A 26093-nucleotide genomic window follows, 5' to 3' on the forward strand; every position below is an offset into this window, starting at 1 on the left:
GACGGATCAGAGGTACTGGCCGGGGGTGTGGCCCTCGCTGTTCGGCGCCATGCCCGGGATGCCCGGCATCACCGCACCGGGGCCGCTGGGGAGCGCGGCCCGGCCGGAGCGCATCTGCTCCAGCTGCACCCGGGCCGCCATCTGCTGGGCGACCAGCGCGGCCTGGATGCCGTGGAACAGCCCTTCCAGCCACCCCACCAGCTGGGCGTGGGCGATCCGCAGCTCGCTCTCGCTGGGCGCCTTGTCCTCGGTGAAGGGCAGCGAGATCCGTTCCAGCTCCTCGCGGAGCTCGGGGGCCAGGCCCTCCTTCAGCTCCACGATCGACCGTTCGTGGATCTCGCGCATCCGGTGCCGGCTGGCGTCGTCGAGCGGAGCGGCCTTGACCTCCTCCAGCAGCTGCTTGATCATGCTGCCGATCCGCATCACCTTGGCCGGCTGCTCGACCAGGCGGGTCGGGTCCTCGCCCTGCCCCTCCTCGGTCTGCATCGTGCCGACCGGCCGGCCGTCCGGCCCGACCACCACCACGGTGCCGGGGACGCCATCCTGGTCCTGCTCGTCGTCCGGTCCGACGGAACCTGCTTCGGTCATGGGACCCATCTTTACCCACCCTCACCAGACGCACGCGCCCGGACCGGCTCCCGGGCCGGAACCACCCGCCCGGGGCGCGCTACCGTCGCGGTCATGCCCGCCCGGGGCGCGCTACCGTCGCGGTCATGCCCGCAGACCCGCGCGACGTGCTGACCCGGCCGGCCCCGCCGCCGGACGCCACGGTCCGCTACGGCGACCACCCGGAACAGGTCGCGGACCTGCGCCGGCCGGCCGGCGACGGCCCGGCCCGGCCGCTGGTCGTCGTGGTGCACGGTGGCTTCTGGCGGGCCGAGTACGACCGGACCCACACCGGCCCGATGGCCGACGCGCTGGCCGCCCTCGGCCACCCGGTCGCCCAACTCGAGTACCGGCGCACCGGCCAGCCCGGCGGTGGCTGGCCGCACACGCTCCAGGACGTGCTGGCCGGGGTGGCCGCGCTGCCCGGGTTGGCGGCCGCCGCGCTGCCCGGCCGGGTGGCACCGGTGCCGCCGATCCTGGTGGGCCACTCCGCGGGTGGCCACCTCGCGCTCTACGCGGCGGCGACCGCGCCGGGCACGGTGGGCGGGGTGCTCGCCCTGGCGCCGGTCGCCGACCTCGCCGAGGCGTACCGGCTGGACCTGGATGACGGCGCGGTGGCCGCGCTGCTCGGCGGCGGCCCGGCGGAGGTCCCGGAGCGCTACGCGGCCGCCGATCCATCGGCATTGGTGCCGGCACGAGTACGCACAGTAGTGATACACGGCTCACTCGACCGGCAGGTGCCGGTGGCTGTCAGCCGCTCGTGGGTGGCCGCGGCCCGCGCCGCCGGCGCCCCCGCCACCCTGGTTGAGCTGCCCAAATGCGAGCACTTCGGGCTGATCGCGCCAGATGACCCGGCGTGGCCGGTCGTCGTGACCGCGTTGCGGTCGCTTCACGATGATCTTCCTGCCATTGACGCAGCGTCGCGGACCAGGTAGAACGCCGGAGGGGCCCACACCCTGGCGGCCCCGCTCGGGAAGGAAACTGGTGTCGCAGATGAACCGCAGGCGGGCCCTCCAACTGTTGGCCGCACTGGGTACGACCGGACTGGTGGCCGGCTGTGGCTCCGACACCGACGACGAGGGCGCGCCCGCACCCGGGAGCCCCATCAAGATCGGCCTGATCGTGCCGAGCGCCGGGCCGAACAAGGCCATCGGTGACGACCTCGTGCACGGCTTCCAGCTCTTCCTGAACCTCCACGAACAGCGACTCGGCGGCCACCCGGTGACCGTCGTCACGGCCGAGGAGGGCAACGAGGCCAAGAGCGGCAAGGCCGCCGTGGACCGGCTCGTCAAGGACGGCGTGCTCGCCCTCACCGGGGTGGCCAGCTCCACCGTGCTCGCCGGCGTCCGGGACACCGTCGAGCAGGCGCGGGTCCCGCTGATCAGCTCCAACGCCTCCCCGGCCAGCCTCGCGAGCGTCGTCTACATCTGGCGGACCTCGTACGTGCTCGACGAGCCCGGCCGGGCGCTCGGGCAGTACCTGCGGGAGCAGTTCAAGGACGCGTCGACCCGCATCGCGATCATCGCGCCCGAGGGCCTGAGCAGCGACGACGTCATCGCCGGCTTCAAGAAGGGGTACGAGAAGGGCCGCCAGCTCGCCAACGACCCGATCTTCACCCCGGACGACCCGAACCCGGGCAAGAACGCGTACGCCGGCGCGATCCAGCGGGCGCTGGCCCAGCGGCCCGACGCGATCCTGTGCAACTACGCCGGCACCGCGGCCGTGCAGTTCATCAAGCAGCTCTACGACGAGGGCTACGAAGGGCCGCTCTACGCCCCCGGCTTCCTCACCGAGGGCACCGTGCTGAGCGAGCTGGACGACGGCGACGGCGGCAAGCAGCGGAATCGGATCATTGAGTACGGCATCGAGACCACGCTGAACTACTCGCCGGACCTGAACAACACGGCCAACCGGGTGTTCGCCTCGGCGTACCGGAAGACGTTCAACGCCTCCCCGACCACCTACGCGATGGCCTCCTACGACGCCGCCCAGGTGCTGGACAAGGCGATCCGGCTGGCCGGTGCGGACCCCACCCCGCAGCAGCTCAACCTGGCGCTCGGCAAGATCGGCCAGATCGACAGCCCGCGCGGGACCTGGCAGTTCAACCAGCCGCGTACCCCCCAGCAGAAGTGGTACCTGCGCAAGGTCCAGCTCGACGGCCGGATGCTGTCGAACGTGGTGATCAACGAGCTGGCCACGCTGGGCTGACCCGCCGCCGTACCGACGAAACGGGCGGCCTCCCCCGGTGGGGAGGCCGCCCGTCGCGTGCGGTGCGGGCGCCGGTCAGTGGCGCAGCTCGGCGATGCAGCACTTCACGCTGCCGCCGCCCTTCTTCAGCTCGGCCAGCTCGACCGGGACCGGGTGGTAACCGGCCGCCTTCAGCTTGCCGGCCAGCCGGGTGGCGTCGCTGTTCAGCACCACGTTCAGGCCGTCGCTGACCAGGTTCAGGCCGAACGCCAGCGCGTCCTCGTCGTCGGCGAGCACCGCGTCCGGAAAGAGCTGGGCGAGCACCTTCTGGCTGGCCGCCGAGAAGGCGCCCGGGTAGTAGGCGATGTTCTCGTCGTCGATCGAGGCGAGCGCCACGTCCAGGTGGTAGAAGCGCGGGTCGACCAGGCGCAGCGAGACCACCGGCCGGGCGAGCGCCTCCTGCGCCTCGGCGTGCGCGGCCAGTTCGGTGCGGAAGCCGCGGCCGGCCAGGACCAGCCCGCCGTGCGCCTCCGGCAGGTACGCGAAGTCGCCCTCGCCCTCGTTGGTCTCGCTCGGCGCGATGAACCGCCAGCCGTTCTCCTCGTAGAACGCCCGGTGCGCGGCGGCCTCGGCGGTCCGCTGCTCGTGCTTGAAGTGGGCGCCGTACACGACGCCGTCCACCACGAACGCGCCGTTGGCCGCGAAGACCATGTCCGGCAGCCCGCGCTCGGGGGTGAGCAGATGCACCTCGTGCCCGAGGCCGACGAGCGTCTCCCGCAGGCGGTCCCACTGCTTGACCGCCAGCTCCGCGTCGACCGGCGCGGTCACGTCCATCCACGGGTTGATCGCGTACTCGACCGCGAAGTGCTCCGGCGAGCACATGAGATATGTCCGCTTTCGCGGGACTCGCTGCTGGTTCACGGTCACCAAGAGTAGGTACGGTACAACTTTGGTAACAGCCACAACCATTGCTTCCCAGAGGCGGAACGTTGCAGATAGACGCCGTTGACCAGCGAATCATTGCGCTCCTCGTCGCAGACGCCCGCGCCTCGTACGCCGACATCGGCGCCCGGGTGTCACTCTCCGCCCCCGCCGTCAAGCGACGCGTCGACCGACTCCGATCCGCCGGCGTGATCCGGGGCTTCACCGCGGTCGTCGACCCGGCCGCGGTCGGCTGGACCACCGAGGCGTTCGTCGAGCTGTTCTGCGCCGGCCGCACCACCCCGGCCCAGATCGGCGCCGCCGCCCGCCGACACCCCGAGGTGGTCGGCGCGTACACCGTCTCCGGGGAGGCGGACGCGCTGGTGCACCTGCGCGCGGCCGACATCGCCCACCTGGAGGAGGCGTTGGAACGGCTGCGGGCGGAGTCCTTCGTCACCTCCTCCCGCAGCACGATCGTGCTGTCCCGGCTCGTCGAGTCCCCCGGCGTCGGCCCGTCCACCCCGTGACCTCCCCGGACCCGGCCTGCCCGCCGCCTTGACCTCCCGGGCCCGGGCGGCCCGCCGCGTGCCGTCCCCGGGGCTGGGCTGTCCGCCATGTGGCGCCCCCGGGGCCCGGCCTCCCCGGGCCTGGGCTGTCCGCGGCGTGGCGTCCCCGGGGCCTGGGCTGTCCGCGACGTGGCGTCCCCGGTTCGGCGGCGGCCCGGGGGCGCGGCCCTCTCCGGGCTTGACCTGAAGCCCGGTTCACGTCGTGCACTGGGTGCCGATGATCCGGGCACGGGACCCGGGTGGGTGAGGAGACGGCATGCGCGCGGTGTGGCTGCGGGAGTTCGGCGGGCCGGAGACGCTGGTGCCCGGACCGGCACCGGATCCGGTGGCCGGGCCGGGCCAGGTCCTGATCGAGGTGGCGCACGCCAACCTGACCTTCGTGGAGACGATGTTCCGGGCCACCGGGTTCGGGCCGTTCCGCGCGGCCCTGCCGGTGATCCCCGGCAACGGGGTGGGCGGGGTGATCGCCGCGGTCGGCCCGGACGTCGACCCGGCCCGCGTCGGGCACCGGGTGGTCAGCTCCACCGGCGGCACCGGCGGGTACGCCGAGCGCGTGGTGGTCGATCAGGCGGCACCCGTACCGGTGCCGGACGGCCTGCCGCTGGACCGGGCCGTCGCGCTCCTCGCCGACGGCCGCACCGCACTGCTGCTGGCCGGCGCGGCCGACCTGCGCCCCGGCGACCGGGTGCTGGTCGAGGCGGCGGCCGGCGGGGTGGGCAGCCTGCTGACCCAGCTCGCGGCGGCGGCCGGAGCGCGGGTGGTCGCCGCCGCCGGCGGCCCGCGCAAGGTCGCCCTGCTCCGCGAGCGCGGCTGCGGGCTGGCGGTCGACTACCGGGAGCCCGACTGGACCGACCGGGTCCGCGCCGCCACGGGCGGTGTCGACGTGGTCTTCGACGGGGTCGGCGGCCCGCTCGCCCGGGCGGCCTTCGACCTGCTCGACGCCGGGGGCCGGATGGTCAGTTTCGGGCTGGCCGGCGGCGCCTGGGCGGACATTCCGGACGGGCTGGCCGCCAGCCGCCGGGTCACCCTGGTCCGCCCGGCCGCCCGGCCGGAGCAGCTGCGCGCCCTCACCGAACTGGCGCTCGCCGAGGGGGCGGCGGGACGGCTCCGGCCGCTGATCGGGCAGCGCTTCCCGCTGGAGCGGGCCGCCGAGGCGCACGCCGCCATGGAGTCCCGGGCGACCATCGGCAAGACCCTGCTCGACGTCCACTGACCCGCCGCCCGGCCGGCCGCTCCGCTGACCCGCCGCCCAGCCGGTCCCTCCGCGGGTTCGTGCCGGCCGGCCGGTCCCTCCGCGGGTTCGTGCCGGGCGCGACCGAGCGGGATGGTCAGAGGTACATGCCGGTGCGGTGCTCGGACTCGGTGCGGGCGGGCTTGTCGCCCTCACCGAAGAACCGCTTGCCCCCGAACTCGCCGTGCAGCCGGTCATCCAGTTCGTCGGCCAGGCCGGTCATCACCTGCACGGCGAGCATCAGGTGGGTGGCCTGGAAGTTGCGGCCGAAGACCGGGATGGAGGCCCAGACCGTGTCGTCGGCGCAGTAGAGCCGGCCGATCGGCATCCGGTTGGTCAGTTCGGAGAGCTTCACGTAGAGGCGCTCGGTCGGCTCCACCTCGGTGAGCACCGGGGAGAAGACGTCCACCAGGGGTGGGTTGTCGCGGACCCGGACGAAGACCATCGCCGAGCCGGCCCGGATGTTGATGTCGCCGTCCGAGTCGACCTGCAACTGGTCGGACTTCGACTTGAGCATGGTGGAGACGACCGTCCGGACCCGCTCCTCCAGGGCGAGCACGTCGTTCTCGGCGCTCTGCGCGGTGGCCGCGGCGGCCAGCGCCTCGTCGAGGTCGGCCTCCACGTCGCGATCCGGCCCGAACTCGCTGCGCGCGGTGCCCAGCGGCTCCGCCGGCAGCGCCTCCCCCTCGGCGTCGTGCACCAGGTAGACCAGGAAGGCGGGGTGCGGTGCGCCGTACACGTCACGCAGGGTCCGGGACAGCACCGCGGCCAGCCGGGTCGCCTCGGCGACCGCGCAGCCCAGGCCGAACTGCTCACCCGAGCCCTGGAGCACCCCCGGCGGGGACCAGCCCAGCGCGATCATGTCCGCCACCGCGGCCCGGTCCAGCCGGTACCCCTGCGGGAGGGTTGCGTTGCCGACCGCCCGCGCCGACAACCGGCCCTCGGCCCCGACGTCCACGCTGATCGAGTAGACGGCGTCGCCGGTGCCGGAGGCGGTCGGGTCGAGGGTCAGCTCCAGGTGGGCGCCCTCGGGCAGCCGCCGCAGCCGCTCGGCGAGCGCGCGCGCGAAGTCCCGCCAGGCCTCGGTCACCTTGGCCCGGAGGTCGGCCGTGGTCGGCTCGTCCAGCAGGATCGACTCGTGCTGCTCCGGCGTAGCGCCGGCGGGCTCATCGGCCGACGAGGGGTGGTCTGCCGTCATGATCGCCTCCGTCCGTCATGGGCCACCCTACCCACGACCGCCGGGGGTCGAATCACGCCCGACCGGGATCGGACAGCCGACCGGCGGCCGGGCCACGCCGGCTATCCGGCGGGGCTGCTGCCGTCCAGCTCGACCGGCCAGGAGGCGGCCAGCTCAGCCAGCCGGGCGGCCGTCGCGGCCGGCTCCGCGCCCCGCCCCACGGCCAGCCCCAACAGGTACGCGCTGACCGGCGCGCCCGGCCGGAGCACCTGATGGGCCACGTCCTTGGCCAGGTCGAGCACGGCCGGCACCGGCACCTCGGCCGGGTCCAGCCCCAGCTCGGCGCAGGCCGCCGTGACCCAGTCGTCCATCACCGTCATCGCGTCCACTCCTCGGCCCGGCGTACGTCCTCGTCAGTGTCGCAGTCGAACCAGGGCGGCGGCCCGGCACCGGCCCAGGACACCTCCCGCACGGCCAGGCCGGCGAGCAGGCCGCGCACCGGGGCGCCGTCGACCGTGCCGCCGCGCTCCCCGGCGAGCCGGTCGACGGCGGACCGCAGCCCGGCCACCCGCCACACCCCGCAGAGCTGTTGCCGGCGCCCGTCGTCGTCGACGTAGCAGGCGCCGTCCGCGGCCGACCCGTCCAGCGCGGCCAGCAGGTCGGTCACCGCGGCCGGGGTGAGCAGCGGCAGGTCGCCGGCGAGCAGGGCGACTGTGCCGGCGCCGGGGTCGAGCAGCGCCAGGCCGGCGGCCGTGGCGGCGACGGGACCACCCCCGGCCGGGCGTTCGCGGGTCACCCGCACCCCGCCCGGGACCGGGCCGGCCGGGCCCACCACGATCCGTGGCGCGGCGTCCGCCACGGCGGCCAGCACCCGGTGCAGCATGGGTCGGCCACCGACCGGGCGCGCCGGCTTGTCCACCCCGCCCATCCGGCGGGCCGCGCCACCGGAGAGCACGATCGCCGCGTACGCCGTCACCGGGTCACCGTAACCAGCACCGGCCGCCGCCGCCGAACCAGCACCGGCCTGCCCTGCCGAAACCAACGCCGGCCTGCCCTGCCGAAACCAGCGCGGACTTGCCCTGCCGAAACCAGCGCGGACTTGCCCTGCCGATACCAGCGCGGGCCCCCCTCGCCGACATCCGCGGCGGTCGACCGGCCGTCGTCGTGCGGACCGCTCGGCGGGCGGGGCAGGATGGCGGGATGGGACGGGCGACTGACCGGCGCGGCGTGCTCCGGATCGATCTCGACGCGGCGGCCGACGGGCGCGCCCGGGTGCGCCGGCAGGACACCCTCGCGGTGGAGGAACCGCTGGAGATCCGCGTCGGCCGGCCCGGCCCGGGCCGACGCGAACCGCTCGCGGTGACCATGCGGACGCCCGGTGACGACCTGGACCTGGCCATCGGTTTCCTGCTCACCGAGGGGATCATCCGGTCCGCCGAGGACGTGCACACCGCTCAGCTCTGCGCCGGGGCGGAGACCCCGAACACCTACAACGTGGTCGACGTGGTGCTCGCTCCCGGCGTGCCGGAACCCACCACCGACCCGGCCCGCAACTTCTACACCACCAGCTCGTGCGGGGTGTGCGGCAAGGCGAGCATCGACGCGATCCGGACCCGCTCGCCGTTCCGGGTCGAGGACGACCCGCTGGGCGTACCCGCCGAGCTGCTCGCCGACCTGCCGGACCGGCTGCGCGCCGCGCAGCGCGCCTTCGACCGGACCGGAGGGTTGCACGCGGCCGGCCTGTTCACCGCCGACGGCGAGCAGGTGGTGCTGCGCGAGGACGTCGGCCGGCACAACGCGGTGGACAAGGTGGTCGGCTGGGCGGTGCGGGAGCACCGGCTGCCGCTGACCGGGCACCTGTTGATGGTCTCCGGCCGGGCCAGCTTCGAGCTGACCCAGAAGGCCTGGATGGCCGGAGTGCCGCTGCTCGCCGCGGTCTCCGCGCCCAGCACCCTCGCGGTCGAGCTGGCCGAGGAGGCCGGGATGACCCTGGTCGGCTTCCTGCGCGGCCGGACGATGAACGTCTACACCGGCCCGCACCGGGTCACCGAACCCGCCGGCTGATCCGGCCCGCCCCGACGGCGGCATCAGGCGCTCCGGCGGGTCGGGCGGCGGCGACCGTCGCGGCGGCGGGCGCGGCGGCGGACCACGCCGGGAAAGGCGACCTCCGGCCAGCCGTCGAGCCGGGACGGGGGCAGCCCCTGGCGGAGCATGTCGTCCAGGAGCAGCGCGAGCGAGTAGTCCGGATGGGTGGCGAGCACCCGCTCCACGGCGACCACGGCCAGGGCGCCGTAACCAGCCCGCCAGGCCGCGAAGGCGAGCAGGCTGCCGGGAGCGGCGATCAGCTCCGGCTCGGCCCGGCGCAGCACCTCGGTCCAGAGGCTGATGTCGGCGTCCCGTCCGTCGGTGCGTTCCCAGGCGTGGTCGCGAACCTCCAGCCGGGTGAGGAGCACGGTCAACCAGGCCACCTCGTCGTCGCTCAGCCGCTCGCCCCGGCGGTGCCGGCGGAACGCCACGCGCACGGCGGCCACCCCGGCGGAGCGTACGGATCGGCCGCCGACGAGCGCGGTCTCGCTCGCCTCCTCGGCCAGGGCGGCCAGCCGGCGGCGGGCCCGCGCGGTCGCCCGGCTCATGGCCACCCGGACCGGCCCGCCGAGCGCGGACACCTGGGCGGTCAGCGCGGCCCGGTCGGGCAGGGCGACCTGACCGGCGAAGACGGCGGCCGCGCTCACCTGGCTGGCGGCCGGGTCGTAGGGGGTGCCGTCGGGCGGGCAGCAGGACGGCTCGGTGCAGAGGTAGGACCACCAGCGCCCGTCGGTCACCCGCAGCGCGTCGAGGACGGTCAGCCCCGCCGCGTCCAGTGCCTGGCCCACCGCGTCGACCGCACCGGTCACCCGGTCGGCGGGTCCGTAGCCGATCACGGTGGCGGAGTCGGTGCCCTGCCGCGCGATCACCTGCGCCAGGTGCCGGGCGGGCGGCCGGGGGTCGGCGCCCGGCTCGGGCAGGTCGCCCCGGGCGGCGAAGACGACCTGGCGCCCCCGCAGGGCCACCACGACCACGCTGTCGGCGGGATGGAAGCCGAGCAGGTACGGCACGGCGGCGATCAGGTCGGCGGGGCAGCGGACGGCGAGCCGGGGACGGTCGGTGGAAGTCATGCCGGGAGCGTGCGGCGGCCGGGGCGTGCCGCGACAGTCCCTGTGGACGACACGCTGGTTGTCCACAGATACGGAGAGTATCCGCGCAGGTCAGCGCGGAACGGATACCGCCGGGAAGCGCGCACGGGCCGCGACTGTCGGTGCGACGGACTACGTTGCGCTCATGGACCTGGCGTACCTGCGGGCACACCCGGAGCACCTGCCGACCTTCCTGACCCATCAGCGGATCCGGGAAACGCCGGTCTCCGGCGGGGAGATCTGCGCCGCGTCCCGGCTCACCCTCGACGACGGGCACTCGGTCTTCGCCAAGACCTGGCCGGAGCGGGCGGGGCGGCCGGCGCCGGCGGGCTTCTTCGCCACCGAGGCGGCCGGGCTGCGCTGGCTGCGCGAGACGGGCACGGTCGCCGTGCCGGAGGTGGTGGTGGCGCTGCCCGAGCTGCTGGCGCTCGACTGGGTCGAGTCGGGCGAGCCGACGGCCGAGGCCGCCGAGCGGTTCGGCCGGGAGCTGGCCGGCCTGCATCGGGCCGGGGCGCCGGCGTTCGGCGCCGAGTGGACGGGTTTCATCGGCGCGCTGCCGCAGGACAACACGCCGGACCCGGGCCCGTGGTCGGAGTGGTTCGCCCGCCGCCGCCTTTTGCCGTACCTGCGGATGTCGGTCGACGACGGCGCGCTCGGCGCCAAGGAGGCCGGCCTGGTCGAGGAGCTGATCGACCGGATCGGCGAGTTCGGCGGCGACGAGCCGCCGGCGCGGATCCACGGCGACCTCTGGCGCGGCAATGTGCTCTGGGGCGCGGACGACCGGGTCTGGCTGATCGACCCGGCGGCACACGGCGGCCACCGGGAGACCGACCTGGCCCAGCTCGCCCTCTTCGGCGGCCCGCCGCACCTCGACCGGATCATGGCGGCCTATCGGGAGGAGTGGCCGCTCGCCGATGGTTGGCGGGAGCGGATGCCGCTGCACCAGTTGCACGTGCTGCTGGTGCACAGCTCACTCTTCGGAACGGCGTACCGGGATGCGGTCGCCGGCGCCGCCCACCTCGCGCTCAGCGGGGTCCGACGCGCTACGGTCGACGGGTGACCGCCGCCCGGACGAGGACCGACGGGGTCCTCGTCGACCGGTATGGCCGGATCGCCCGGGACCTCCGGGTCTCGCTGACCGACAAGTGCAACCTGCGCTGCACCTACTGCATGCCGGCGGAGGGCCTGCCCTGGCTCGCCGGCCCGCAGCTGCTCGATGACGACGAGATCATCCGGCTGATCCGGGTGGCGGTGCAGCGGCTCGGCATCACCGAGGTCCGCTTCACGGGTGGAGAACCGCTGATCCGGCCCGGCCTGGTCCGCATCGTGTCCGCCGTGGCCGCGCTGGAGCCCCGGCCCCGGATCTCACTGACCACCAACGGCATCGGCCTGGACCGGCTCGCGCCGGCCCTGCGCAGCGCCGGCCTCGACCGGGTGAACGTCTCGCTGGACACCCTCGACCCGGCCCGGTTCGCCGAGCTGACCCGGCGGAACCGGCACGCCGACGTGCTGGCCGGGCTGGCGGGCGCGGCCGAGGCCGGGCTGACCCCGGTCAAGGTCAACACGGTGCTGATGCGCGGGGTCAACGACGACGAGGCGCCCGGGCTGCTCCGGTTCGCCCTGGAGCACGGCTACCAGCTGCGGTTCATCGAGCAGATGCCGCTGGACGCCCAGCACGGCTGGGACCGCGACACGATGGTCACCGCCGAGGAGATCCTCGCGGCGCTGAACGCGGCGTTCACGCTCACGCCCGATCCGGCCGAGCGGGGGGCGGCTCCCGCCGAGACCTGGCTGGTCGACGGCGGGCCGGCCCGGGTCGGGGTGATCGGCAGCGTCACCCGCCCGTTCTGTGGCGACTGCGACCGCACCCGGCTGACCGCCGACGGCCAGGTCCGCGCCTGCCTCTTCGCCACCGAGGAGTCCGACCTGCGGGGTGCGCTGCGCGCCGGCGCGGACGACGCCGAGCTGGCCGACCGCTGGCGTACCGCGATGTGGGGCAAGCGGGCCGGGCACGGCATCGATGATCCGGCCTTCCTGCAGCCAGCCCGCCCGATGTCGGCGATCGGAGGCTGACCGGTGCAGCTGACCGTCCGCTACTTCGCCGGGGCGCGCGCCGCCGCCGGCCGCGCCGAGGAGACCGTCCCCGCCGCCGGACGCTCCCTCGACGAGCTTCTCGACGAGCTGTCCGCGCGGCACGGTGACCGGCTCGCCGTGGTGCTGAAGGCGGCGAGCTTCCTGGTCGACGGCGTGGCCTGTCATGATCGTCAGACCCCGCTGCCGGCCGGCGTGACGGTCGACGTGCTGCCGCCGTTCGCGGGTGGCTGAGGAGGACCTGCGTGCTGGCGATGGCGATGTTCCTGGGCTTTGCTGTGCTCGTCACCGCCCTGATCCACCTCTACCTGTGGAAGCGGCTGGTCCGGGACACCACCCGACCCGGGCGACTCCGGCGGGCCGGCGGGATCGTAGCGCTGCTGCTGGCGCTGCTGGTGCCGGCCACCATGGCGGGGACCCGCAACGGCATGTACTGGCTGGCCTGGCCGGGCTACCTCTGGCTGGCCCTGATGTTCTACCTGCTGGTGCTGCTGCTGGTTCTGGAGGTGCCGATGGCGGTCGCGAAGCTGGTGCTGCGCCGCCGCGAACGCGCCACCACCGCCGGCGCGGTCGGCGAGCCGGCCCCGGTGCCGGCGGGCGTCGGCGGCCGCGCGGACAGCACCGCGACCGGCCCTGTCACGGAACCGGCGGCGACCAGCCCCACCGCCATGTCGCCCGTCGCGCTCGCGGAGCCGCCCACCGCGCCACTGGAGGCGCGGTCCGCCAGGTCGACCGAGCCGCCGACCGGCGCGGACAGCGGGCTGCGGACGGCGGTGTCACCGGACGGCCGCGACCCCGGCGGGGACCGGCCGGACCACGACCCGTCCCGCCGGTTGCTGCTCGCCCGGGGGGCCGCCATCTTCGCCGGGCTCACCGCCGCGGGGATCACCGGGTACGGCGTCCGTACCGCGCTGGGCCCGCCCCGCCTGGACCGGGTGCAGATCCCGCTGGCGAAGCTCCCGCGCGGCATGGACGGCCTGCGGATCGCCACGGTCTCCGACATCCACCTCGGTCCGCTGCGCGGCCGGTCGCACACCGAGCGGATCGTCGCGATGATCAACAGGTTGGACGCCGACCTGGTGGCGGTGGTCGGCGACCTGGTCGACGGCTCGGTGGCCGAGCTGGGCGAGGCCGCCGAGCCGCTGCGCGACCTGCGCTCCCGGTACGGCAGCTTCTTCGTCACCGGCAACCACGAGTACTACTCCGGCGTCGAGGAGTGGGTCCGCGAGGTGGACCGGCTCGGCGTGCGGGTGCTGCAGAACGAGCGGCAGGAGATCCACGCCCGGGGCGGGGTGCTCGACCTGGCCGGGGTGAACGACGTGACCGCGGCCGGCACCGGCCTGGCCGCTCCGGCCGACTACGCCGCCGCCCTCGGCGACCGCGACCCGAGCCGCCCCGTGGTGCTCCTCGCCCACCAGCCGGTGGCCGCCCACGAGGCGGCGAAGTTCGGCGTGGACCTGCAGCTCTCCGGGCACACCCACGGCGGCCAGTTGGCGCCGTTCAACCTGCTCGTCGGGTTGCAGCAACCGGTCGTCTCCGGGCTGGGCGAGGTGGACGGCACCACGGTCTACGTGACCAACGGCGCCGGGTTCTGGGGCCCGCCGGTCCGGGTCGGTGCCCCGCCCGAGGTGACCCTGGTGGAGCTGCGCGCCCCATAGCGCGCGATGGCCACGCAGTCCAGCACCGCATTGCTCAGGTCACCCGTACGCGTGGCGACGGGCGGGCGGGGGACCGGGCGTGACAGGATGCGGCGTGCCTCCGTTCAGCGCCGCACCCCCCGGTGGCCTCCCGCCATTCGTCGCGGATCTGCACATCCACTCGAAGTACTCGCGCGCGTGCAGCCGTGACCTGACCCTGCCGAACCTCGGTTGGTGGGCCCGGCGCAAGGGCGTCGGCGTGCTCGGCACCGGTGACTTCACCCATCCCGCCTGGTACGACCACCTGCGCGAGACGCTGCACCCGGCCGAGCCCGGCCTCTACCGGCTCAGCGCGGAGGCGGAGCGGGACATCGCCCGCCGGCTGCCACCGCGGCTGGCGAGCGAGGCGGAGGCGGACCCGGTCCGGTTCATGCTGAGCGTGGAGATCTCCACGATCTACAAGCGGGACGACCGGACCCGCAAGGTGCACCACCTGATCTACCTGCCCGATCTGGAAGCGGTGGCCCGGTTCAACGCCGCGCTGGGCCGGATCGGCAACCTCGGCTCGGACGGCCGCCCGATCCTCGGCCTCGACTCCCGGGACCTGCTGGAGATCACTCTGGAGGCCAGCCCGGACGGCTACCTGGTGCCGGCGCACATCTGGACGCCCTGGTTCTCCGCGCTCGGCTCGAAGTCCGGCTTCGACGCCATCGCCGACTGCTACGCCGACCTGGCCGAGCACGTCTTCGCGGTGGAGACCGGGCTCTCCTCCGACCCGGAGATGAACTGGCGGGTCGGCAGCCTCGACCGCTACCAGTTGGTCTCCAACTCGGACGCGCACTCGCCGCCCGCGCTGGCCCGCGAGGCCACCGTGTTCCACTCGGCCCGCGACTACTTCGCGATCCGGGAGGCGCTGCGCACCGGGGACGGGCTGACCGGCACCATCGAGTTCTTCCCGGAAGAGGGCAAGTACCACGCCGACGGGCACCGGCTCTGCGGGGTGAACTGGTCCCCGGAGCGGACCCGGCAGGCCGGCGGCCACTGCCCGGAGTGCGGCAAGCCGCTGACGGTGGGCGTACTCAGCCGGGTCGAGGAGTTGGCCGACCGGCCCGCGGGGCACCGGCCCGGGCACGCCCGCGCGGTGACCCATCTGGTGCCGCTGGCGGAGATCCTCGGTGAGATCAACAAGGTGGGCGCCCGCTCGAAGAAGGTCGAGGGCCGGCTCAACGAGCTGGTCGCCGCGCTCGGCCCGGAGCTGGAGATCCTGACCAGCACCCCGCTCAGCGAGATCGGCCGGGTCGGTGGCGAGCTGCTGGCCGAGGGCATCGGCCGGCTGCGCCGCGGTGAGGTGCGCCGGATCCCCGGCTACGACGGCGAGTACGGCGTCATCACCCTCTTCGACCCGGCCGAGCTGGGCGGCGCCGGGGGCGGCGCGTCGGGTGGGCAGGAGACCCTCTTCGACGTACCCGTGCCCGCGCAGCGGAAGCCCGCGGAGCCGGCGGCCAGGCCGAAGGCCCGGCGCGCGGCGGCGGTCAAGGCGGAGCCGAAGCGCAAGCCGGCCCCGCCGCCGGCGCCCCCGATCGCGTCGGCGCCCTCGCCGCACGAGCCGTTCGAGCCGATGCTGGCCGGTATGGAGGAGGTCGGCACCGGCCTGCTGGACCGGCTCGACGCGATGCAGCGGGTGGCGGCGTCCGCGCCGGGCGGTCCGCTGCTCATCGTGGCCGGTCCGGGCACCGGCAAGACCCGGACGCTGACCCACCGGATCGCCTACCTCTGCGCCGAGCTGAACGTCTTCCCCGAGCAGTGCCTGGCGATCACCTTCACCCGCCGGGCCGCCGAGGAGCTGCGGCACCGCCTCGACGGGCTGCTCGGCCCGGTCGCCGAGGACGTCACGGTGGGCACGTTCCACTCGCTGGGCCTGGCCATCCTGCGGGAGAACGCCACGGCCGCCGGCCTGCCGGCGGACTTCCGGATCGCCGACGACGCCGACCGGGCGGCCGCCCGCGCGGAGGCCGGCGAGGACGACGAGCGGTACACCGCGTTGCTGCGCAAGCGCGACCTGGTCGACCTCGACGAGCTGCTCACCGTGCCGGTGGCGCTGCTGAAGGCGGACCGGAAGCTGGTCCGTGAGTACCGCGACCGCTGGAAGTGGATCTTCGTAGACGAGTACCAGGACGTCGACGCGGTCCAGTACGAGCTGTTGCGGCTGCTCAGCCCCGCCGACGGCAACCTCTGCGCGATCGGCGACCCGGACCAGGCGATCTACTCGTTCCGGGGCGCCGACGTCGGCTACTTCCTGCGCTTCTCCCAGGACTTCACCGACGCCCGGCTGGTCCGGCTGAACCGCAACTACCGCTCCTCGGCACCGATCCTGGCCGCCGCCGTGCAAGCCATCGCGCCCTCGTCGCTGGTGCGCGGCCGCCGGCTCGACCCGGCCCGGCTGGACCCGGAGGCGCCGCTGGTCGGTCGCTACGCCGCGGCCTCCGTCGCGGACGAGGCCGATTACCTGGTACGCACCATCGACGAACTGGTCGGCGGCCTGTCCCACCGCTCGCTCGACTCGGGACGCATCGACGGCCGGTCGACCTCGCTGTCGTTCTCCGACATCGCGGTGCTCTACCGCACCGACTCGCAGGCGGCACCGATCGTGGACGCGCTGGCCCGGGCCAACATCCCGGTGCAGAAGCGGTCGCACGACCGGCTCCGGGACCGGCCGGGCGTGCCGGCCCTCGCCCGCGAGCTGCGGCACGCCGGGCAGGACGGTTCGCTGCCGGCCTCGTTGCCGGCCCGGGTCCGGCTGGCCGGGCAGGTGCTGGCCGAACGTTTCGCCGTGCCGACCCTGGACGGCTCCGGCACGGTACGCCCCGAGGACGTCCGCACGGCGGTGGACCTGCTCACCCCGCTGGCCCGGCGCTGCGGCGACGACCTCGGGCTGTTCCTCTCCCAGCTCGCCACCGGCGCCGAGGTGGACGCCCTCGACCCGCGGGCCGAGGCGGTCACCCTGCTCACCCTGCACGCGGCCAAGGGCCTGGAGTTCCCGGTGGTCTTCCTGGTCGGCGCCGAGGACGGCCTGCTCCCGCTGCGCTGGCCCGGCCAGGAGCCGGACGACGACGCGGTCGCCGAGGAGCGCCGGCTCTTCTTCGTCGGGCTCACCCGCGCCCAGGACCGGTTGTACGTCAGCCACGCGGCGCGCCGCAGCCGGCACGGCACCGAACGGGACTGCCGCCCCTCGCCCTTCCTCGAGGTGATCGACCCGGGTCTGTTCGAACGGTTCGGTGAGGCCGAGGCCCGCCGGCCCAAGGACCGCCAGCTACGGCTGATCTGAGGGTGGCGGTCGCGGGCCTCGCGCTGGTCCGCGGCCGATGCTGGGTGAGCGCCAGGGCTTGCGCCGGCCCTGCGCCAGCCCTGCACCGCCCTTGCGCCAGCCCTGCACCGCCCTTGCGCCAGCCTTGCGCCGCCCGTGCGCCGGCCTTGCCCCAGCCCTGTACCACCCTTGCGGCGACCTGCGACCCGGGCGACTGCTCGATAGCGATATGCCTCAGCGGCATGATTATGCCGCTGAGGCATATTCGTCATGAGCATCGCCTTCGCCAGGATGGCCGGCGTCGGCGGCCGGACAGCCACCCCACGGCGCGCCTGCCGGCCGGTCAGGCCAGCAGCACCGCGAGCCACGCACCCGCGAGGATCGCCGGGCCGAACGGCAGGGCGGTGTCCCGGCGTACCCGGCGGGTGGCCAGCAGGGCGAGCACGACGACGCCGTTGAGCAGGTGCGGCAGGACCAGCCCGAGGCCCAGTGCCGACCAGCCCAGCCAGCCGAGCGGCAGGCCGAGCGCGGCGGCGAGCTTCACGTCGCCGAAGCCGAGCCGGGAGCCGGGCAGCACGGCCAGCAGCGCGTAACCGGCGAAGGAGAGCGCGGCGCCGGCCAGCGCGGCCAGCAACCCGCCGGCGGCCCCGGTGACCAGCGCCGCGACGAGCAGGCCGAGCGCACCGCACCCGGCGGCGAGCGCCACGAGCGGGTCGGGCAGGCGCAGGCAGGCCAGGTCCACCAGCGCGAGCACCAACCCGATCGCCCCGACCAGCAGGTACGCCGGCAGCGCGGGATCCCCGCCCCGGGCGGCCGCGAGCCCGCCGAACACCACCGCCCCGACGACGGTCAGGGTCACCCGTCGGGGTGTCCGCCCCGGTCCTCGGCTCCGGACGGCCGCCCGGACCGGGGACGCCGACGACGGCGGCACGGGCGCTGGCGACGACGACGGCGGCACCGGCGCTGGCGGCGACGGCATGGGCGCCGACGACGGCAGCACGGGCGCTGGCGACGGCGATGGCGGCGGCACGGGCGATGCAGCCGGGGTGGCGGCGCGGGGCAGGTAGCGGCCGGCGAACGGGACGGCGAGCCAGCCGGCCAGCGCGCCGAGCAGCGCGACACCCGTCACCGCCCCGGCGGACACGAGTCTGGAGGCTACCGGCGCGAGTGCTCGGCGGCTGCCCCGTCGACCGGTCGGCGCGGCCGCTCGGTGCTCACCACCACCGCCACCCCGGCGACGATCACCGCCCCGCCGAGCAGCACCTGCGCGGTGATCGGCTCGGCGACGAACAGCGCGCCGAGCGCCACCGCGACCGCCGGGTTCACGTACGCGTAGGTGGCGACCAGCGAGATGGGCGCGTGGTGCAGCAGCCAGACGTACGCGGTGAAGGCCACCAGGGAGCCGGCCACCATCAGGTACGCCAACGCGGCCCAGGATCGTCCGGTCACCTGGCCGGGGGAGAAGCCGCGCAGCTCGCCCCGGCCGACGGCGATCGTGGCGAGCACCAGCGCGCCGGCCACCATCTCGTAGACGGTGGCCACGAACGGGTCGGCGGGCATCCGGATCTTGCCGGAGAGGTAGGAGCCGAACGACCAGGAGAGGGAGGCGGCGACCACGGTGAGCGCGCCGACCACCGGCACGGCCCCGGATCCGCCGCTGGGCAGCACCAGCAGGACGAGCCCGACAAAGCCGAGCCCCACCCCGGCGAACGTCCAGGGCCGGGGACGGTCGCCGCCGAGCGTACGCAGCAGCACGACGAGCAGCGGCACGGTGGCCACCAGCAGCGCGGCGATGCCGGAGGGCACCGCCTTCCCGGCCGGGCCGGACTCGGCGAGCACGACCAGCCCGTTGCCCCCGGCGAGCAGGAGCACCCCGATCAGGGCGGCGGACCGGAGCTGCCGCCGGTCCACCCGGAGGGCGCCCGGGCCCCGCCGCAGTCGCAGCACCAGCGCGAGCACGGTGGCGGCGACGGCGAACCGGGCCGCCGCCGAGGTGAGCGGCGGCAGCGACTCCACGGCCACCCGGATGCCCAGGTAGGTGGAGCCCCAGAGCAGGTAGACGAGGATCAGCGCGGTCCAGATCAGCGCCGGTCGCGCGGTGGGCGGTGCGGGGTGGGCGAGCGGTGTCGCACTCGCAGGGCGTGAGCTCATCGGTGGACCACGCTACGGTGACCACGGCGTCGGCGTCCCCGGTTGGTGGCCGGCCTCTCAGCACTGGTGGACCAGGAGGGCGATCCATGTCGAACGTCGGCGGCGCACCGGACCCCTGGGAGGGGCGACCCGGGGACCGCTACCGCCCGTCCGCCGGCCCTCGCCCCGACCCCGGCCCGCCCGGCCAGGGCGGCTGGGACGACCGGCCGGGCGGCTGGGACGACCGGCCCGCGGCGCCGTACCAGCCCGCCGACCCGTACCAGCCCGCTGATCCGTACCAGGGCGCCGACCCGTACCACGCCGCCGGCCCCTACCAGGGTGCCGATCCATACCAGGCCGGGGCGCCGTACCAGGGTGCCGATCCGTACCAGGCCGGCGGCGGCCCGGGCCGGGCCGCCGGGGATCCGTACCAGGCGCCGGCGCAGCGGTACGAGCCGGGCGGCTGGGACGGTGGGCCGCCGCCCTACCCGGTGCAACCCGGCCAGGGCGGGTACGGGCAGCAGCCGTACCCCGGGCCGGGGCCGAAGCGCCGCCGAGGTCCGCTGATCGCGGTGCTGGCCGTGTTGGCGGTGCTGCTGCTCGGCGGCGCGGCGGCGTACTGGGTGTCCGGCCGGGACGAGCCGAGCGCGGGCGGGACGGCCACCGGGGCCACCGCCCCGACGGCCGGGGCGAGCGAGCCGGACGACCCGGTGGCCACCACGCCGGCCCCGGCCTCCTCGACCGACCCGCGGTTCGTGCAGGCCGGCCAGTGCGTCCGCAACGAGGGGGGCACCGGCCAGCCGAAGCTGGTGATCACCGAGTGCGGCGCGAAGACGTACCAGGTGCTGCGCCGGATCGACGGCGCGACCAGCGGCAAGAAGGACGCCGAGGCGAAGTGCGCGAAGGTGGCCGGCTACACCGACTGGTACTTCTTCGACAGCGACCTGGACACCCTGGACTTCGTGCTCTGCCTGAAGCAGCGCTGACCTCGCCGTAGCTAAAACTAGGGCTGTCTAGCGTCTGAGCTAGACAGCCCTAGTTTTGTCTCGACGGTTCCCGACACGCCGGTAGCCCCATCTACGGATGTCTAGCCTCCCAGCTAGACAGCCCGATACTCTGCGATTCGTGGATCCGGTCCGCAACCCGTACGCCCCCGGCGCCGGCCAGCGCCCGCCCGAACTCGCCGGGCGGGGGCGGGAGCTGGACGTCTTCGACGTGGTGCTGGAGCGGATCGCCCGGGGTCGCCCCGAGCGCAGCCTGATGCTCACCGGCCTGCGCGGTGTCGGCAAGACGGTGCTGCTCAACACCCTCCGGTCGGAGGCGATCAACCACCTCTGGGGCACCGGCAAGATCGAGGCCCGGCCGGACCAGTCGCTGCGCCGGCCGATCGCCGCCGCGCTGCACATGGCGGTCCGTGAGCTGGCCCCCCGGCACCGCGCTCCGGACCGGATCGACGCCTTCCTCGGCGTGCTCAAGGCGTTCGCCCAGCGCTCCGCGCCCACCGGTCGCGGCGCCGCCGCGCCGAAGCTGCGCGACCGGTGGCAGCCCGGCATCGACGTGCCGGCCAGTAGCGGCCGGGCCGACTCCGGGGACATCGAGATCGACCTGGTGGAGCTGCTGACCGACGCGGCGGCGGTCGCCACCGACGTGGGCACCGGCATCGCGATCTTCATCGACGAGATGCAGGACCTCGGCGCGGAGGACGTCTCCGCGCTCTGCGCCGCCTGCCACGAACTGTCCCAGCTCGGCGCGCCGCTCATCGTGGTCGGCGCCGGGCTGCCGCACCTGCCCGCCGTGCTCAGCGCCGCGAAGTCGTACTCCGAACGGCTCTTCCGCTACCAGCGCATCGACCGGCTCGACCGGATCGCCGCCGACCAGGCGCTCTGCGCGCCGGCCGAGCGGGAGGAGGTCGAGTACGAGCAGAAGGCGCTCGACCTGCTCTACGACAAGTCCGGCGGCTACCCGTACTTCGTCCAGGCGTACGGGAAGGCCACCTGGGACCATGCCCCGCGCTCGCCGATCACCGCGGCCGACGTCCGGGTCGCGGCACCCGAGGCCGAGGCCGAACTGGCGGTCGGCTTCTTCGGTTCCCGCTTCGAGCGGGCCACCCCCGCCGAGCGCGAGTACATGCGGGCGATGGCGACCCTGTCCCTGGTGGAGGGGGAGGAGAGCGGCCGGGACGACATGGACGCGGCGGTACCGACCGCCGAGATCGCCCGCGCGCTCGGCCGCAAGCCGGCCAGTCTCTCCCCGGCCCGGGACGCGCTGATCAAGAAGGGCCTCATCTACTCGGGCGAGCGGGGCACGGTGGCCTTCACCGTCCCGCACTTCGGCCGCTACCTGCGCACCCAGCCCGCCTGACGGCCGCCGGGCCCAGCCCACCTGCCAACGCCGCCGGGACGAGCCCGCCGGGCCGGTGCCGGGACGGACCCGCCGGGCCGGTGCCGGGACGGACCCGCCGGGACGCGGTGGGAGTCAGACCCGCCGGGCCGGGGCGGGGGTCAGACCTTCGACCAGGGGGCGGGGAAGAGGACCTCGCCGGCGGGCGGCTCGGGCTCGTCGCTGGTGGACGGCGGCAGGACCAGCGCCTGCCAGGGCTCACCGAGCCCGGACCAGGGGCTGGTCAACCCGAGCCGGTCGGCGGGGCCGAAGCCGAAGCGCCGGTAGAACGCCGGGGCGCCGAGCACCACCACGAGTCGCTCCCCCAGCTCGGTCCCGGCGTCCAGGGCGGCCTGCACCACCGCGGTGCCGTGCCCGACCCGTTGCCGGTGCGGGGCGACCGCCACCGGGCCGAGCGCCAACGCCGGGTACGAGTCGCCGTCGGTCCGCACCCGGACCCGGGTCAGCAGCGCGTAGCCGACGACCTCACCGCCGTACTCGGCGACCATGGACAGTTCGGGAATCCAGGCGTCATCGCGCCGGAGCTCGTCGACCAGGGCCACCTCGGGCGGGGGCGTGGCCACGTCGGGGCGCGCGAAGGCGGCGGCCAGCACCCGGGCGACCGGCCCCTCGTCCGCCGGATCCTCGGGTCGGAGTCGCAGGGTCGTCACGCGCGCGACCTTACCCGGCATCGCCGGTCCATCCGCGACGGTCGCTGAAATCGGTGCGTCGACGGACGTCCACGTCGGCCGATCCCTTTCGAGTGTTGCAGGGGTGGCGATCTCCGTGACGGGGTATGACTGAGCCATGAAGCCCGTGCGCTCCCTCGCCCGCGTCATGTTGAGCGGCATCTTCGTGGTCAGCGGCGCCCGCAATCTGCGCAACCCGGGACGGCTGGTCCCGGCCGCGCAGCCGATCACCGACAAGGTCACGCCGCTGCTCCAGAACATCAACCCCCGCATCCCCACCGACACCGCGACGCTGGTCCGGGCGAACTCGGCCACCCAGCTCGTCGCCGGTCTGATGCTGGCGACCGGGCGGTTCACCCGACCCGCCGCGCTCGTCCTGGCCGCCACCCTGGTGCCGACCACCGCGGCCGGTCATCCGTTCTGGAACACCGAGGACCCGACCGCGCGCAACAACAACCAGATCCACTTCCTGAAGAACCTCGGGCTCTTCGGCGGTCTCCTCCTCGCCGCCGCGGACACCGAGGGCAAGCCGGGACTGCGCTGGCGCGCCGGCCACCGGATCGACCACTCGCGCCGCTCGGTGCAGCGCGCGGTCCGGACCGCCCGCCGGGAGGCGAAGATCGCCGTACGCTCGGCGGCCACCGCCCGCCGGATGCCCGGCTGACCTGCATCAATACGGCCACCACCCCCCGCATGGCCACGTAATCACCTGAACCGTCCGAGACCCGTTAACGCGGTGGAAATGTCAAAAACACGTGTGGGATCGGACACGGTCGCATAACGCGGGAGGCTGCAACGTGAGGCGCCGTTCTAGGCTCCGGTCTGGACCTGGACGGGTAGGACGATCTTGGTACGGGGGTGGCCACGCCATGCCGACGACAGTCGGTAGACGGACGGACCGCCTTGCCCCGCTCCAGCGCGCGGCCCGCGGGATCGATCGCCGGACCGTGGTCCGGACCGGCATCGTGGCCGCCGTCGCCTACGCCGCGTGGCTGGCCATCGGCGCCTTCGGGCGGCCGTACACCTTCTTCGACATGAAGATCTACCACGGTGCCGTGGTGTGGTGGGCGAGCGGCAACGAGCTGTACGACTTCATCGCCCCGTCGACCACCCTGGGCTTCACCTACCCGCCGTTCGCCGGCCTGGTCATGCTGCCGATGTCCTGGCTGCCGGTCGACGCCGCCGGCTGGCTCAACGCGCTGGCCAGCATCGCCGCGCTCGCGGTCGTGCTGGCCGCGCTGCTGCGCCCGATCGTCGACCGGCTCGGCTGGTCACTCTGGTTCACCGTCGGCATCGCCACGCCGATGGCGGTGGCGATCGAACCGTCCCGGGAGACGCTCGGCTACGGCCAGGTCAACCTGCTGCTCTTCGCGCTGATCATGGCGGATCTGGTGGGGCTGCGCTGGCGGGCCAAGCGGGGCACCCACCTCGACATCGCCGACTCGCCGCTGACCCGGTTCGTCTACAGCGGCGCCTGGGCCGGCGTCGGCATCGGCCTGGCCACCGCCGTGAAGCTGACCCCGGCGCTCTTCGTCGGGTACCTCGTGCTCACCCGCCAGTGGCGCGCGGCGCTGACCGCGGTGGGCACCGCCGTCGCGGTGACCGTCGGCACGTTCGCGCTGGTCGGCGAGGAGTCGCGGGCCTACTTCGGCGGCGTGCTCTGGCAGACCGAGCGGGTCGGCGCGGCGGACATGACCGCCAACCAGTCGCTCGCCGGCCTGCTGGCCCGGCTGTACGACTCGATCGAGACGCCGGGCCTGCTCTGGCTCGCCTTCTCCGTGCTGGTGCTCGCGCTGGGGCTGTCCCGGGCCGCCAGCGCCCGCGCCGACGGCGACGAGCTGACCGCGTTCACCCTGGTCGGGCTCACCGCCAACGTGATCAGCCCGATCTCCTGGTCGCACCACCTGGTCTGGGTCATCCCGGCGATCATCGTGCTGGCCGACGCCGCGGTACGCCGCCGCGAGGCCAGCCGTGGACTGCTCCCCCGGATCACCGGCACGGCACCGGCCAACGGGGTGCCGGCGCTGCGCCCACCGATCTGGTACCCGACGTTGACCGGCCTGCGGCACGGGGTCGGCGCGCTCGGGCTCTACCTGCTCTTCCTGATCTCGCCGATCTGGCCGTACGAGCACCAGCTCCCGGAGGTGTCGCACTACCAGGACGGCCTGTTCGGCGCGCTGATGGAGAACTCCCTGGCGATCGCCCTGATCGTGCTGGTCGCGGCGCTGCCCTGGCGCCCGGGCGCGGAGCCGGCGTTCTACCACGACCGGCTGTCCCGGTCGGCCCAGCTCAGCGCCCGACGCTGACGGTCAGGGGCAGTTCACCCACTCCTCGGTGCCGTCGTCGAAGACCTGCCGCTTCCAGATCGGCAGTCGCGCCTTGACCTCGTCGACCAGCCGGGCGCAGGCCGCGAAGGCGGCCGCCCGGTGCGCGGTGCTGACCGCCGCCACCAGGGCCACGTCGCCGATCTCCAGCCGGCCGATCCGGTGCGACACCGCCACCGCGTAGACCTCGGGGTCGGCGGCGACCTCGGCGGCCACCTCGCGGAGCACCGCCTCGGCGGTGGGGTGGCCCTCGTACTCCAGCAGGGTGACCAGCCGGCCGTGGTCGTGGTCGCGGACCACGCCCTGGAACGACACGACCGCGCCGGCCCGCCGGTCGGCGACCGCCGCCTCGTGCGCGGCCAGGTCGAGCGGCTGGTCGGTCACCGCGCCGAGGGTGACTCCCGCGACCGGGCTCACCACGCCCGCTCCCCGGCGGTCAGCGGCAGCGGCACGACCGGCACCCGCGCCCCCGCCTCGCCGCTGGTGCCCGGCCGGATCAGCGCGAAGCCGTCCGCGCCGGCCAGGCCGCGCAGCATCGCCGAGCCGACGTGCCGCAGCGGGTGGAGGGTGCCGGCGGCCCGGTCCCACCGGACCAGGGCGAGGTGGGTGTAGTCACCGCGGCCGGGGATCGGCTCGGCCAGGACCGCCTGCGGCAGCACCGGCATCGGCCGGCCGGCCAGCCCGGCGAGCAGCGGTGCCACCAGCGAGACCAGCGCGACGATGGCGGACTGCGGATTGCCCGGCAGCCCGGCCACGAAGCGGACCCGGCCGTCGTCGCCGACCAGCCGGGCCAGCAGCATCGGGAAACCGGGCCGGACCGCGACGGTGTTGACCACGTAGTCGGCGCCGAGCGCCGCCAGGGTGGGATGCAGGTGGTCGACCGGGCCGCGCATGGTGCCGCCGGTGGTGCAGACGACGTCGGCGGTGGCGAGCGCGCCGCGCACCGCGGCCACGTGGGCCGGCAGGGTGTCGGCCACCGGGCCGACCACGTCGGCCGGGCGCACCTGGCAGCCGTACCGGCGCAGCCAGGCCGGCACGGCCGGGCCGAGCGCGTCGCGGACCCGGCCGGCGCCGGGCGGACCGGAGGTCAGCAGCTCGTCACCGAAGACCAGCAGCGCGGCCCGGGGTGGCCGGCGCACCCGCAGTCGGTCCTGGCCGCAGGAGGCGGCCAGCCCGATCACCGCCGGGTCGACCGGCGTGCCGGCGGGCAGCAACTCCTCCCCGGCGTACGCCTCCTCGCCCGGATTCCGCCACTCCGGGGCCGGCCGCGGCGTGCCCTGGACGCGACCGTCGGCGGTCCGGGTCGACTCCTCGATCCGCAGGATCGCCGTGGTCCCCTCGGGCACCATCGCGCCGGTGGCGATCTCCGTGGTGCTGCCGTCGTGGGTCAGCGGGGGCGGGCTCTGCCCGGCGAGCACCCGGCCGACGACCCGCCACGGGCCCTCCCCGCGCACCGCCCAGCCGTCCACGCTGGAGGTGGGGAACGCCGGCAGGTCGGTACGCGTGGTGAGCGCCTCGGCGAGGGTGTGCCCGTCGGCGTCGGCGAGCGGGCGGTCCACCGCGGGAAGCGCGGCGGCGAGGCCGACCGCGTACGCCCGGGAGCGGGCCTCCTCCCACCCGGCCGGCGGCGCCGCGGCGACCTCGGCCGCGGCGGCTGCTGCGGTTTCCGTGCTCATCC

At 74.9% G+C, this 26093-nt stretch carries 25 protein-coding genes; 14 read left to right on the plus strand and 11 right to left on the minus strand.

Annotated features, from left to right (window positions below):
• Positions 1-6 precede the first annotated feature (6 nt).
• On the minus strand, positions 7-597 hold the full coding sequence (locus tag ACIBPB_RS28475) for a bacterial proteasome activator family protein (RefSeq protein ID WP_396842528.1): 591 nt from the start codon (positions 595-597) through the stop codon (positions 7-9).
• Between the two features lie 116 nt (positions 598-713).
• Here ACIBPB_RS28475 and ACIBPB_RS28480 point away from each other — a divergent pair, with 116 nt between their 5' ends.
• Positions 714-1541: an alpha/beta hydrolase family protein gene (locus tag ACIBPB_RS28480; protein ID WP_396842529.1), complete on the plus strand. Its 828-nt coding sequence runs from the start codon at positions 714-716 to the stop codon at positions 1539-1541.
• A 49-nt stretch (positions 1542-1590) separates the two neighbouring features.
• On the plus strand, positions 1591-2814 hold the full coding sequence (locus ACIBPB_RS28485; RefSeq protein WP_396842531.1) for an ABC transporter substrate-binding protein: 1224 nt from the start codon (positions 1591-1593) through the stop codon (positions 2812-2814).
• A 75-nt stretch (positions 2815-2889) separates the two neighbouring features.
• Here ACIBPB_RS28485 and ddaH read toward each other — a convergent pair whose 3' ends face one another.
• Positions 2890-3723 (minus strand): dimethylargininase, encoded by an 834-nt coding sequence (gene ddaH, locus ACIBPB_RS28490; protein ID WP_396842532.1) that lies wholly within the window; start codon positions 3721-3723, stop codon positions 2890-2892.
• Between the two features lie 59 nt (positions 3724-3782).
• On the opposite strand from ddaH, the gene ACIBPB_RS28495 reads away from it, so the two are divergent.
• Together ACIBPB_RS28495 and ACIBPB_RS28500 are read left to right on the plus strand one after the other, a co-directional pair.
• Positions 3783-4241 carry an Lrp/AsnC family transcriptional regulator gene (locus ACIBPB_RS28495; protein ID WP_357318959.1) on the plus strand — a complete coding sequence of 153 codons (459 nt, stop codon included), beginning with the start codon at positions 3783-3785 and terminating at the stop codon, positions 4239-4241.
• Between the two features lie 295 nt (positions 4242-4536).
• Complete coding sequence (locus tag ACIBPB_RS28500) at positions 4537-5493, plus strand: zinc-binding dehydrogenase (RefSeq protein ID WP_396842533.1); 957 nt, start codon at positions 4537-4539, stop codon at positions 5491-5493.
• A gap of 115 nt (positions 5494-5608) precedes the next feature.
• Here the strand turns inward: ACIBPB_RS28500 and ACIBPB_RS28505 are convergent, their stop codons facing one another.
• From ACIBPB_RS28505 to ACIBPB_RS28515, 3 genes are all read right to left on the minus strand, one after another.
• On the minus strand, positions 5609-6709 hold the full coding sequence (locus ACIBPB_RS28505) for a T3SS (YopN, CesT) and YbjN peptide-binding chaperone 1 (RefSeq protein WP_396842534.1): 1101 nt from the start codon (positions 6707-6709) through the stop codon (positions 5609-5611).
• 101 nt (positions 6710-6810) lie between these two features.
• A complete protein-coding gene (locus ACIBPB_RS28510) occupies positions 6811-7068 on the minus strand; it encodes a DUF6457 domain-containing protein (protein ID WP_396842535.1) in 258 nt (85 codons plus the stop codon).
• Positions 7065-7664, minus strand: a complete 600-nt coding sequence (locus ACIBPB_RS28515; protein ID WP_396842536.1) for a molybdenum cofactor guanylyltransferase — start codon at positions 7662-7664, stop codon at positions 7065-7067. The genes ACIBPB_RS28510 and ACIBPB_RS28515 overlap by 4 nt, the downstream gene beginning before the upstream one ends.
• Positions 7665-7888: 224 nt before the next feature.
• Here ACIBPB_RS28515 and fdhD point away from each other — a divergent pair, with 224 nt between their 5' ends.
• Positions 7889-8752, plus strand: coding sequence for a formate dehydrogenase accessory sulfurtransferase FdhD (gene fdhD, locus ACIBPB_RS28520; protein ID WP_396842537.1), 864 nt, complete (start codon positions 7889-7891; stop codon positions 8750-8752).
• A 23-nt stretch (positions 8753-8775) separates the two neighbouring features.
• Here the strand turns inward: fdhD and ACIBPB_RS28525 are convergent, their stop codons facing one another.
• Entirely contained in the window at positions 8776-9843 is a 1068-nt protein-coding gene (locus ACIBPB_RS28525) for a DUF4192 domain-containing protein (RefSeq protein ID WP_396842538.1), read from the minus strand.
• 163 nt (positions 9844-10006) lie between these two features.
• On the opposite strand from ACIBPB_RS28525, the gene ACIBPB_RS28530 reads away from it, so the two are divergent.
• From ACIBPB_RS28530 to ACIBPB_RS28550, 5 genes are all read left to right on the plus strand, one after another.
• A complete protein-coding gene (locus tag ACIBPB_RS28530) occupies positions 10007-10921 on the plus strand; it encodes a fructosamine kinase family protein (RefSeq protein WP_396842539.1) in 915 nt (304 codons plus the stop codon).
• Entirely contained in the window at positions 10918-11934 is a 1017-nt protein-coding gene (gene moaA, locus ACIBPB_RS28535) for a GTP 3',8-cyclase MoaA (protein WP_396842540.1), read from the plus strand. The genes ACIBPB_RS28530 and moaA overlap by 4 nt, the downstream gene beginning before the upstream one ends.
• Positions 11935-11937: 3 nt before the next feature.
• Entirely contained in the window at positions 11938-12186 is a 249-nt protein-coding gene (locus ACIBPB_RS28540; RefSeq protein WP_046568656.1) for a MoaD/ThiS family protein, read from the plus strand.
• Between the two features lie 20 nt (positions 12187-12206).
• Entirely contained in the window at positions 12207-13610 is a 1404-nt protein-coding gene (locus ACIBPB_RS28545) for a metallophosphoesterase (RefSeq protein WP_396842598.1), read from the plus strand.
• A 94-nt stretch (positions 13611-13704) separates the two neighbouring features.
• Positions 13705-16914 (plus strand): UvrD-helicase domain-containing protein, encoded by a 3210-nt coding sequence (locus ACIBPB_RS28550; protein ID WP_396842542.1) that lies wholly within the window; start codon positions 13705-13707, stop codon positions 16912-16914.
• A gap of 322 nt (positions 16915-17236) precedes the next feature.
• On the opposite strand, the gene ACIBPB_RS28555 is transcribed toward ACIBPB_RS28550, so the two are convergent.
• Both ACIBPB_RS28555 and ACIBPB_RS28560 read right to left on the minus strand, forming a co-directional pair.
• Positions 17237-17752, minus strand: a complete 516-nt coding sequence (locus ACIBPB_RS28555; RefSeq protein WP_396842543.1) for a prepilin peptidase — start codon at positions 17750-17752, stop codon at positions 17237-17239.
• A gap of 296 nt (positions 17753-18048) precedes the next feature.
• On the minus strand, positions 18049-19044 hold the full coding sequence (locus ACIBPB_RS28560; protein WP_396842544.1) for an EamA family transporter: 996 nt from the start codon (positions 19042-19044) through the stop codon (positions 18049-18051).
• Positions 19045-19514: 470 nt separating this feature from the next.
• On the opposite strand from ACIBPB_RS28560, the gene ACIBPB_RS28565 reads away from it, so the two are divergent.
• Together ACIBPB_RS28565 and ACIBPB_RS28570 are read left to right on the plus strand one after the other, a co-directional pair.
• Positions 19515-20009, plus strand: coding sequence for a hypothetical protein (locus ACIBPB_RS28565; RefSeq protein ID WP_396842599.1), 495 nt, complete (start codon positions 19515-19517; stop codon positions 20007-20009).
• Positions 20010-20148: 139 nt separating this feature from the next.
• Complete coding sequence (locus tag ACIBPB_RS28570) at positions 20149-21384, plus strand: AAA family ATPase (RefSeq protein WP_396842545.1); 1236 nt, start codon at positions 20149-20151, stop codon at positions 21382-21384.
• Positions 21385-21524: 140 nt separating this feature from the next.
• On the opposite strand, the gene ACIBPB_RS28575 is transcribed toward ACIBPB_RS28570, so the two are convergent.
• Entirely contained in the window at positions 21525-22094 is a 570-nt protein-coding gene (locus ACIBPB_RS28575; protein ID WP_396842546.1) for a GNAT family N-acetyltransferase, read from the minus strand.
• 115 nt (positions 22095-22209) lie between these two features.
• Between ACIBPB_RS28575 and ACIBPB_RS28580 the strand changes: the two genes are divergently transcribed.
• Both ACIBPB_RS28580 and ACIBPB_RS28585 read left to right on the plus strand, forming a co-directional pair.
• Positions 22210-22755 carry a DoxX family protein gene (locus tag ACIBPB_RS28580; protein ID WP_357319005.1) on the plus strand — a complete coding sequence of 182 codons (546 nt, stop codon included), beginning with the start codon at positions 22210-22212 and terminating at the stop codon, positions 22753-22755.
• A gap of 205 nt (positions 22756-22960) precedes the next feature.
• Positions 22961-24397, plus strand: coding sequence for a glycosyltransferase 87 family protein (locus tag ACIBPB_RS28585; protein WP_396842547.1), 1437 nt, complete (start codon positions 22961-22963; stop codon positions 24395-24397).
• Positions 24398-24400: 3 nt separating this feature from the next.
• Here ACIBPB_RS28585 and ACIBPB_RS28590 read toward each other — a convergent pair whose 3' ends face one another.
• Together ACIBPB_RS28590 and ACIBPB_RS28595 are read right to left on the minus strand one after the other, a co-directional pair.
• The gene (locus ACIBPB_RS28590) at positions 24401-24835 is read right to left on the minus strand and encodes a molybdenum cofactor biosynthesis protein MoaE (protein WP_396842548.1); all 435 of its coding nucleotides are present in this window, start codon (positions 24833-24835) and stop codon (positions 24401-24403) included.
• Positions 24829-26091 (minus strand): molybdopterin molybdotransferase MoeA, encoded by a 1263-nt coding sequence (locus ACIBPB_RS28595; RefSeq protein WP_396842549.1) that lies wholly within the window; start codon positions 26089-26091, stop codon positions 24829-24831. The genes ACIBPB_RS28590 and ACIBPB_RS28595 overlap by 7 nt, the downstream gene beginning before the upstream one ends.
• Positions 26092-26093 lie beyond the last annotated feature (2 nt).

This window comes from Micromonospora sp. NPDC049836 (genome assembly GCF_044465125.1).
Taxonomy (GTDB): Bacteria; Actinomycetota; Actinomycetes; order Mycobacteriales; family Micromonosporaceae; genus Micromonospora.

Bases quoted from the DNA above. Each gene is read 5' to 3' on its own strand.
- ACIBPB_RS28505 (WP_396842534.1), bottom strand. From the start codon at position 6,709: ATGACGGCAGACCACCCCTCGTCGGCCGATGAGCCCGCCGGCGCTACG.
- fdhD (WP_396842537.1), top strand. From the start codon at position 7,889: ATGGGACGGGCGACTGACCGGCGCGGCGTGCTCCGGATCGATCTCGAC.
- ACIBPB_RS28500 (WP_396842533.1), top strand. From the start codon at position 4,537: ATGCGCGCGGTGTGGCTGCGGGAGTTCGGCGGGCCGGAGACGCTGGTG.
- ACIBPB_RS28480 (WP_396842529.1), top strand. From the start codon at position 714: ATGCCCGCAGACCCGCGCGACGTGCTGACCCGGCCGGCCCCGCCGCCG.
- ACIBPB_RS28475 (WP_396842528.1), bottom strand. From the start codon at position 597: ATGGGTCCCATGACCGAAGCAGGTTCCGTCGGACCGGACGACGAGCAG.
- ACIBPB_RS28510 (WP_396842535.1), bottom strand. From the start codon at position 7,068: ATGACGGTGATGGACGACTGGGTCACGGCGGCCTGCGCCGAGCTGGGG.
- ACIBPB_RS28560 (WP_396842544.1), bottom strand. From the start codon at position 19,044: ATGAGCTCACGCCCTGCGAGTGCGACACCGCTCGCCCACCCCGCACCG.
- ACIBPB_RS28525 (WP_396842538.1), bottom strand. From the start codon at position 9,843: ATGACTTCCACCGACCGTCCCCGGCTCGCCGTCCGCTGCCCCGCCGAC.
- ACIBPB_RS28595 (WP_396842549.1), bottom strand. From the start codon at position 26,091: ATGAGCACGGAAACCGCAGCAGCCGCCGCGGCCGAGGTCGCCGCGGCG.
- ACIBPB_RS28585 (WP_396842547.1), top strand. From the start codon at position 22,961: ATGCCGACGACAGTCGGTAGACGGACGGACCGCCTTGCCCCGCTCCAG.
- ACIBPB_RS28580 (WP_357319005.1), top strand. From the start codon at position 22,210: ATGAAGCCCGTGCGCTCCCTCGCCCGCGTCATGTTGAGCGGCATCTTC.
- ACIBPB_RS28530 (WP_396842539.1), top strand. From the start codon at position 10,007: ATGGACCTGGCGTACCTGCGGGCACACCCGGAGCACCTGCCGACCTTC.
- ACIBPB_RS28575 (WP_396842546.1), bottom strand. From the start codon at position 22,094: ATGCCGGGTAAGGTCGCGCGCGTGACGACCCTGCGACTCCGACCCGAG.
- ACIBPB_RS28545 (WP_396842598.1), top strand. From the start codon at position 12,207: ATGGCGATGTTCCTGGGCTTTGCTGTGCTCGTCACCGCCCTGATCCAC.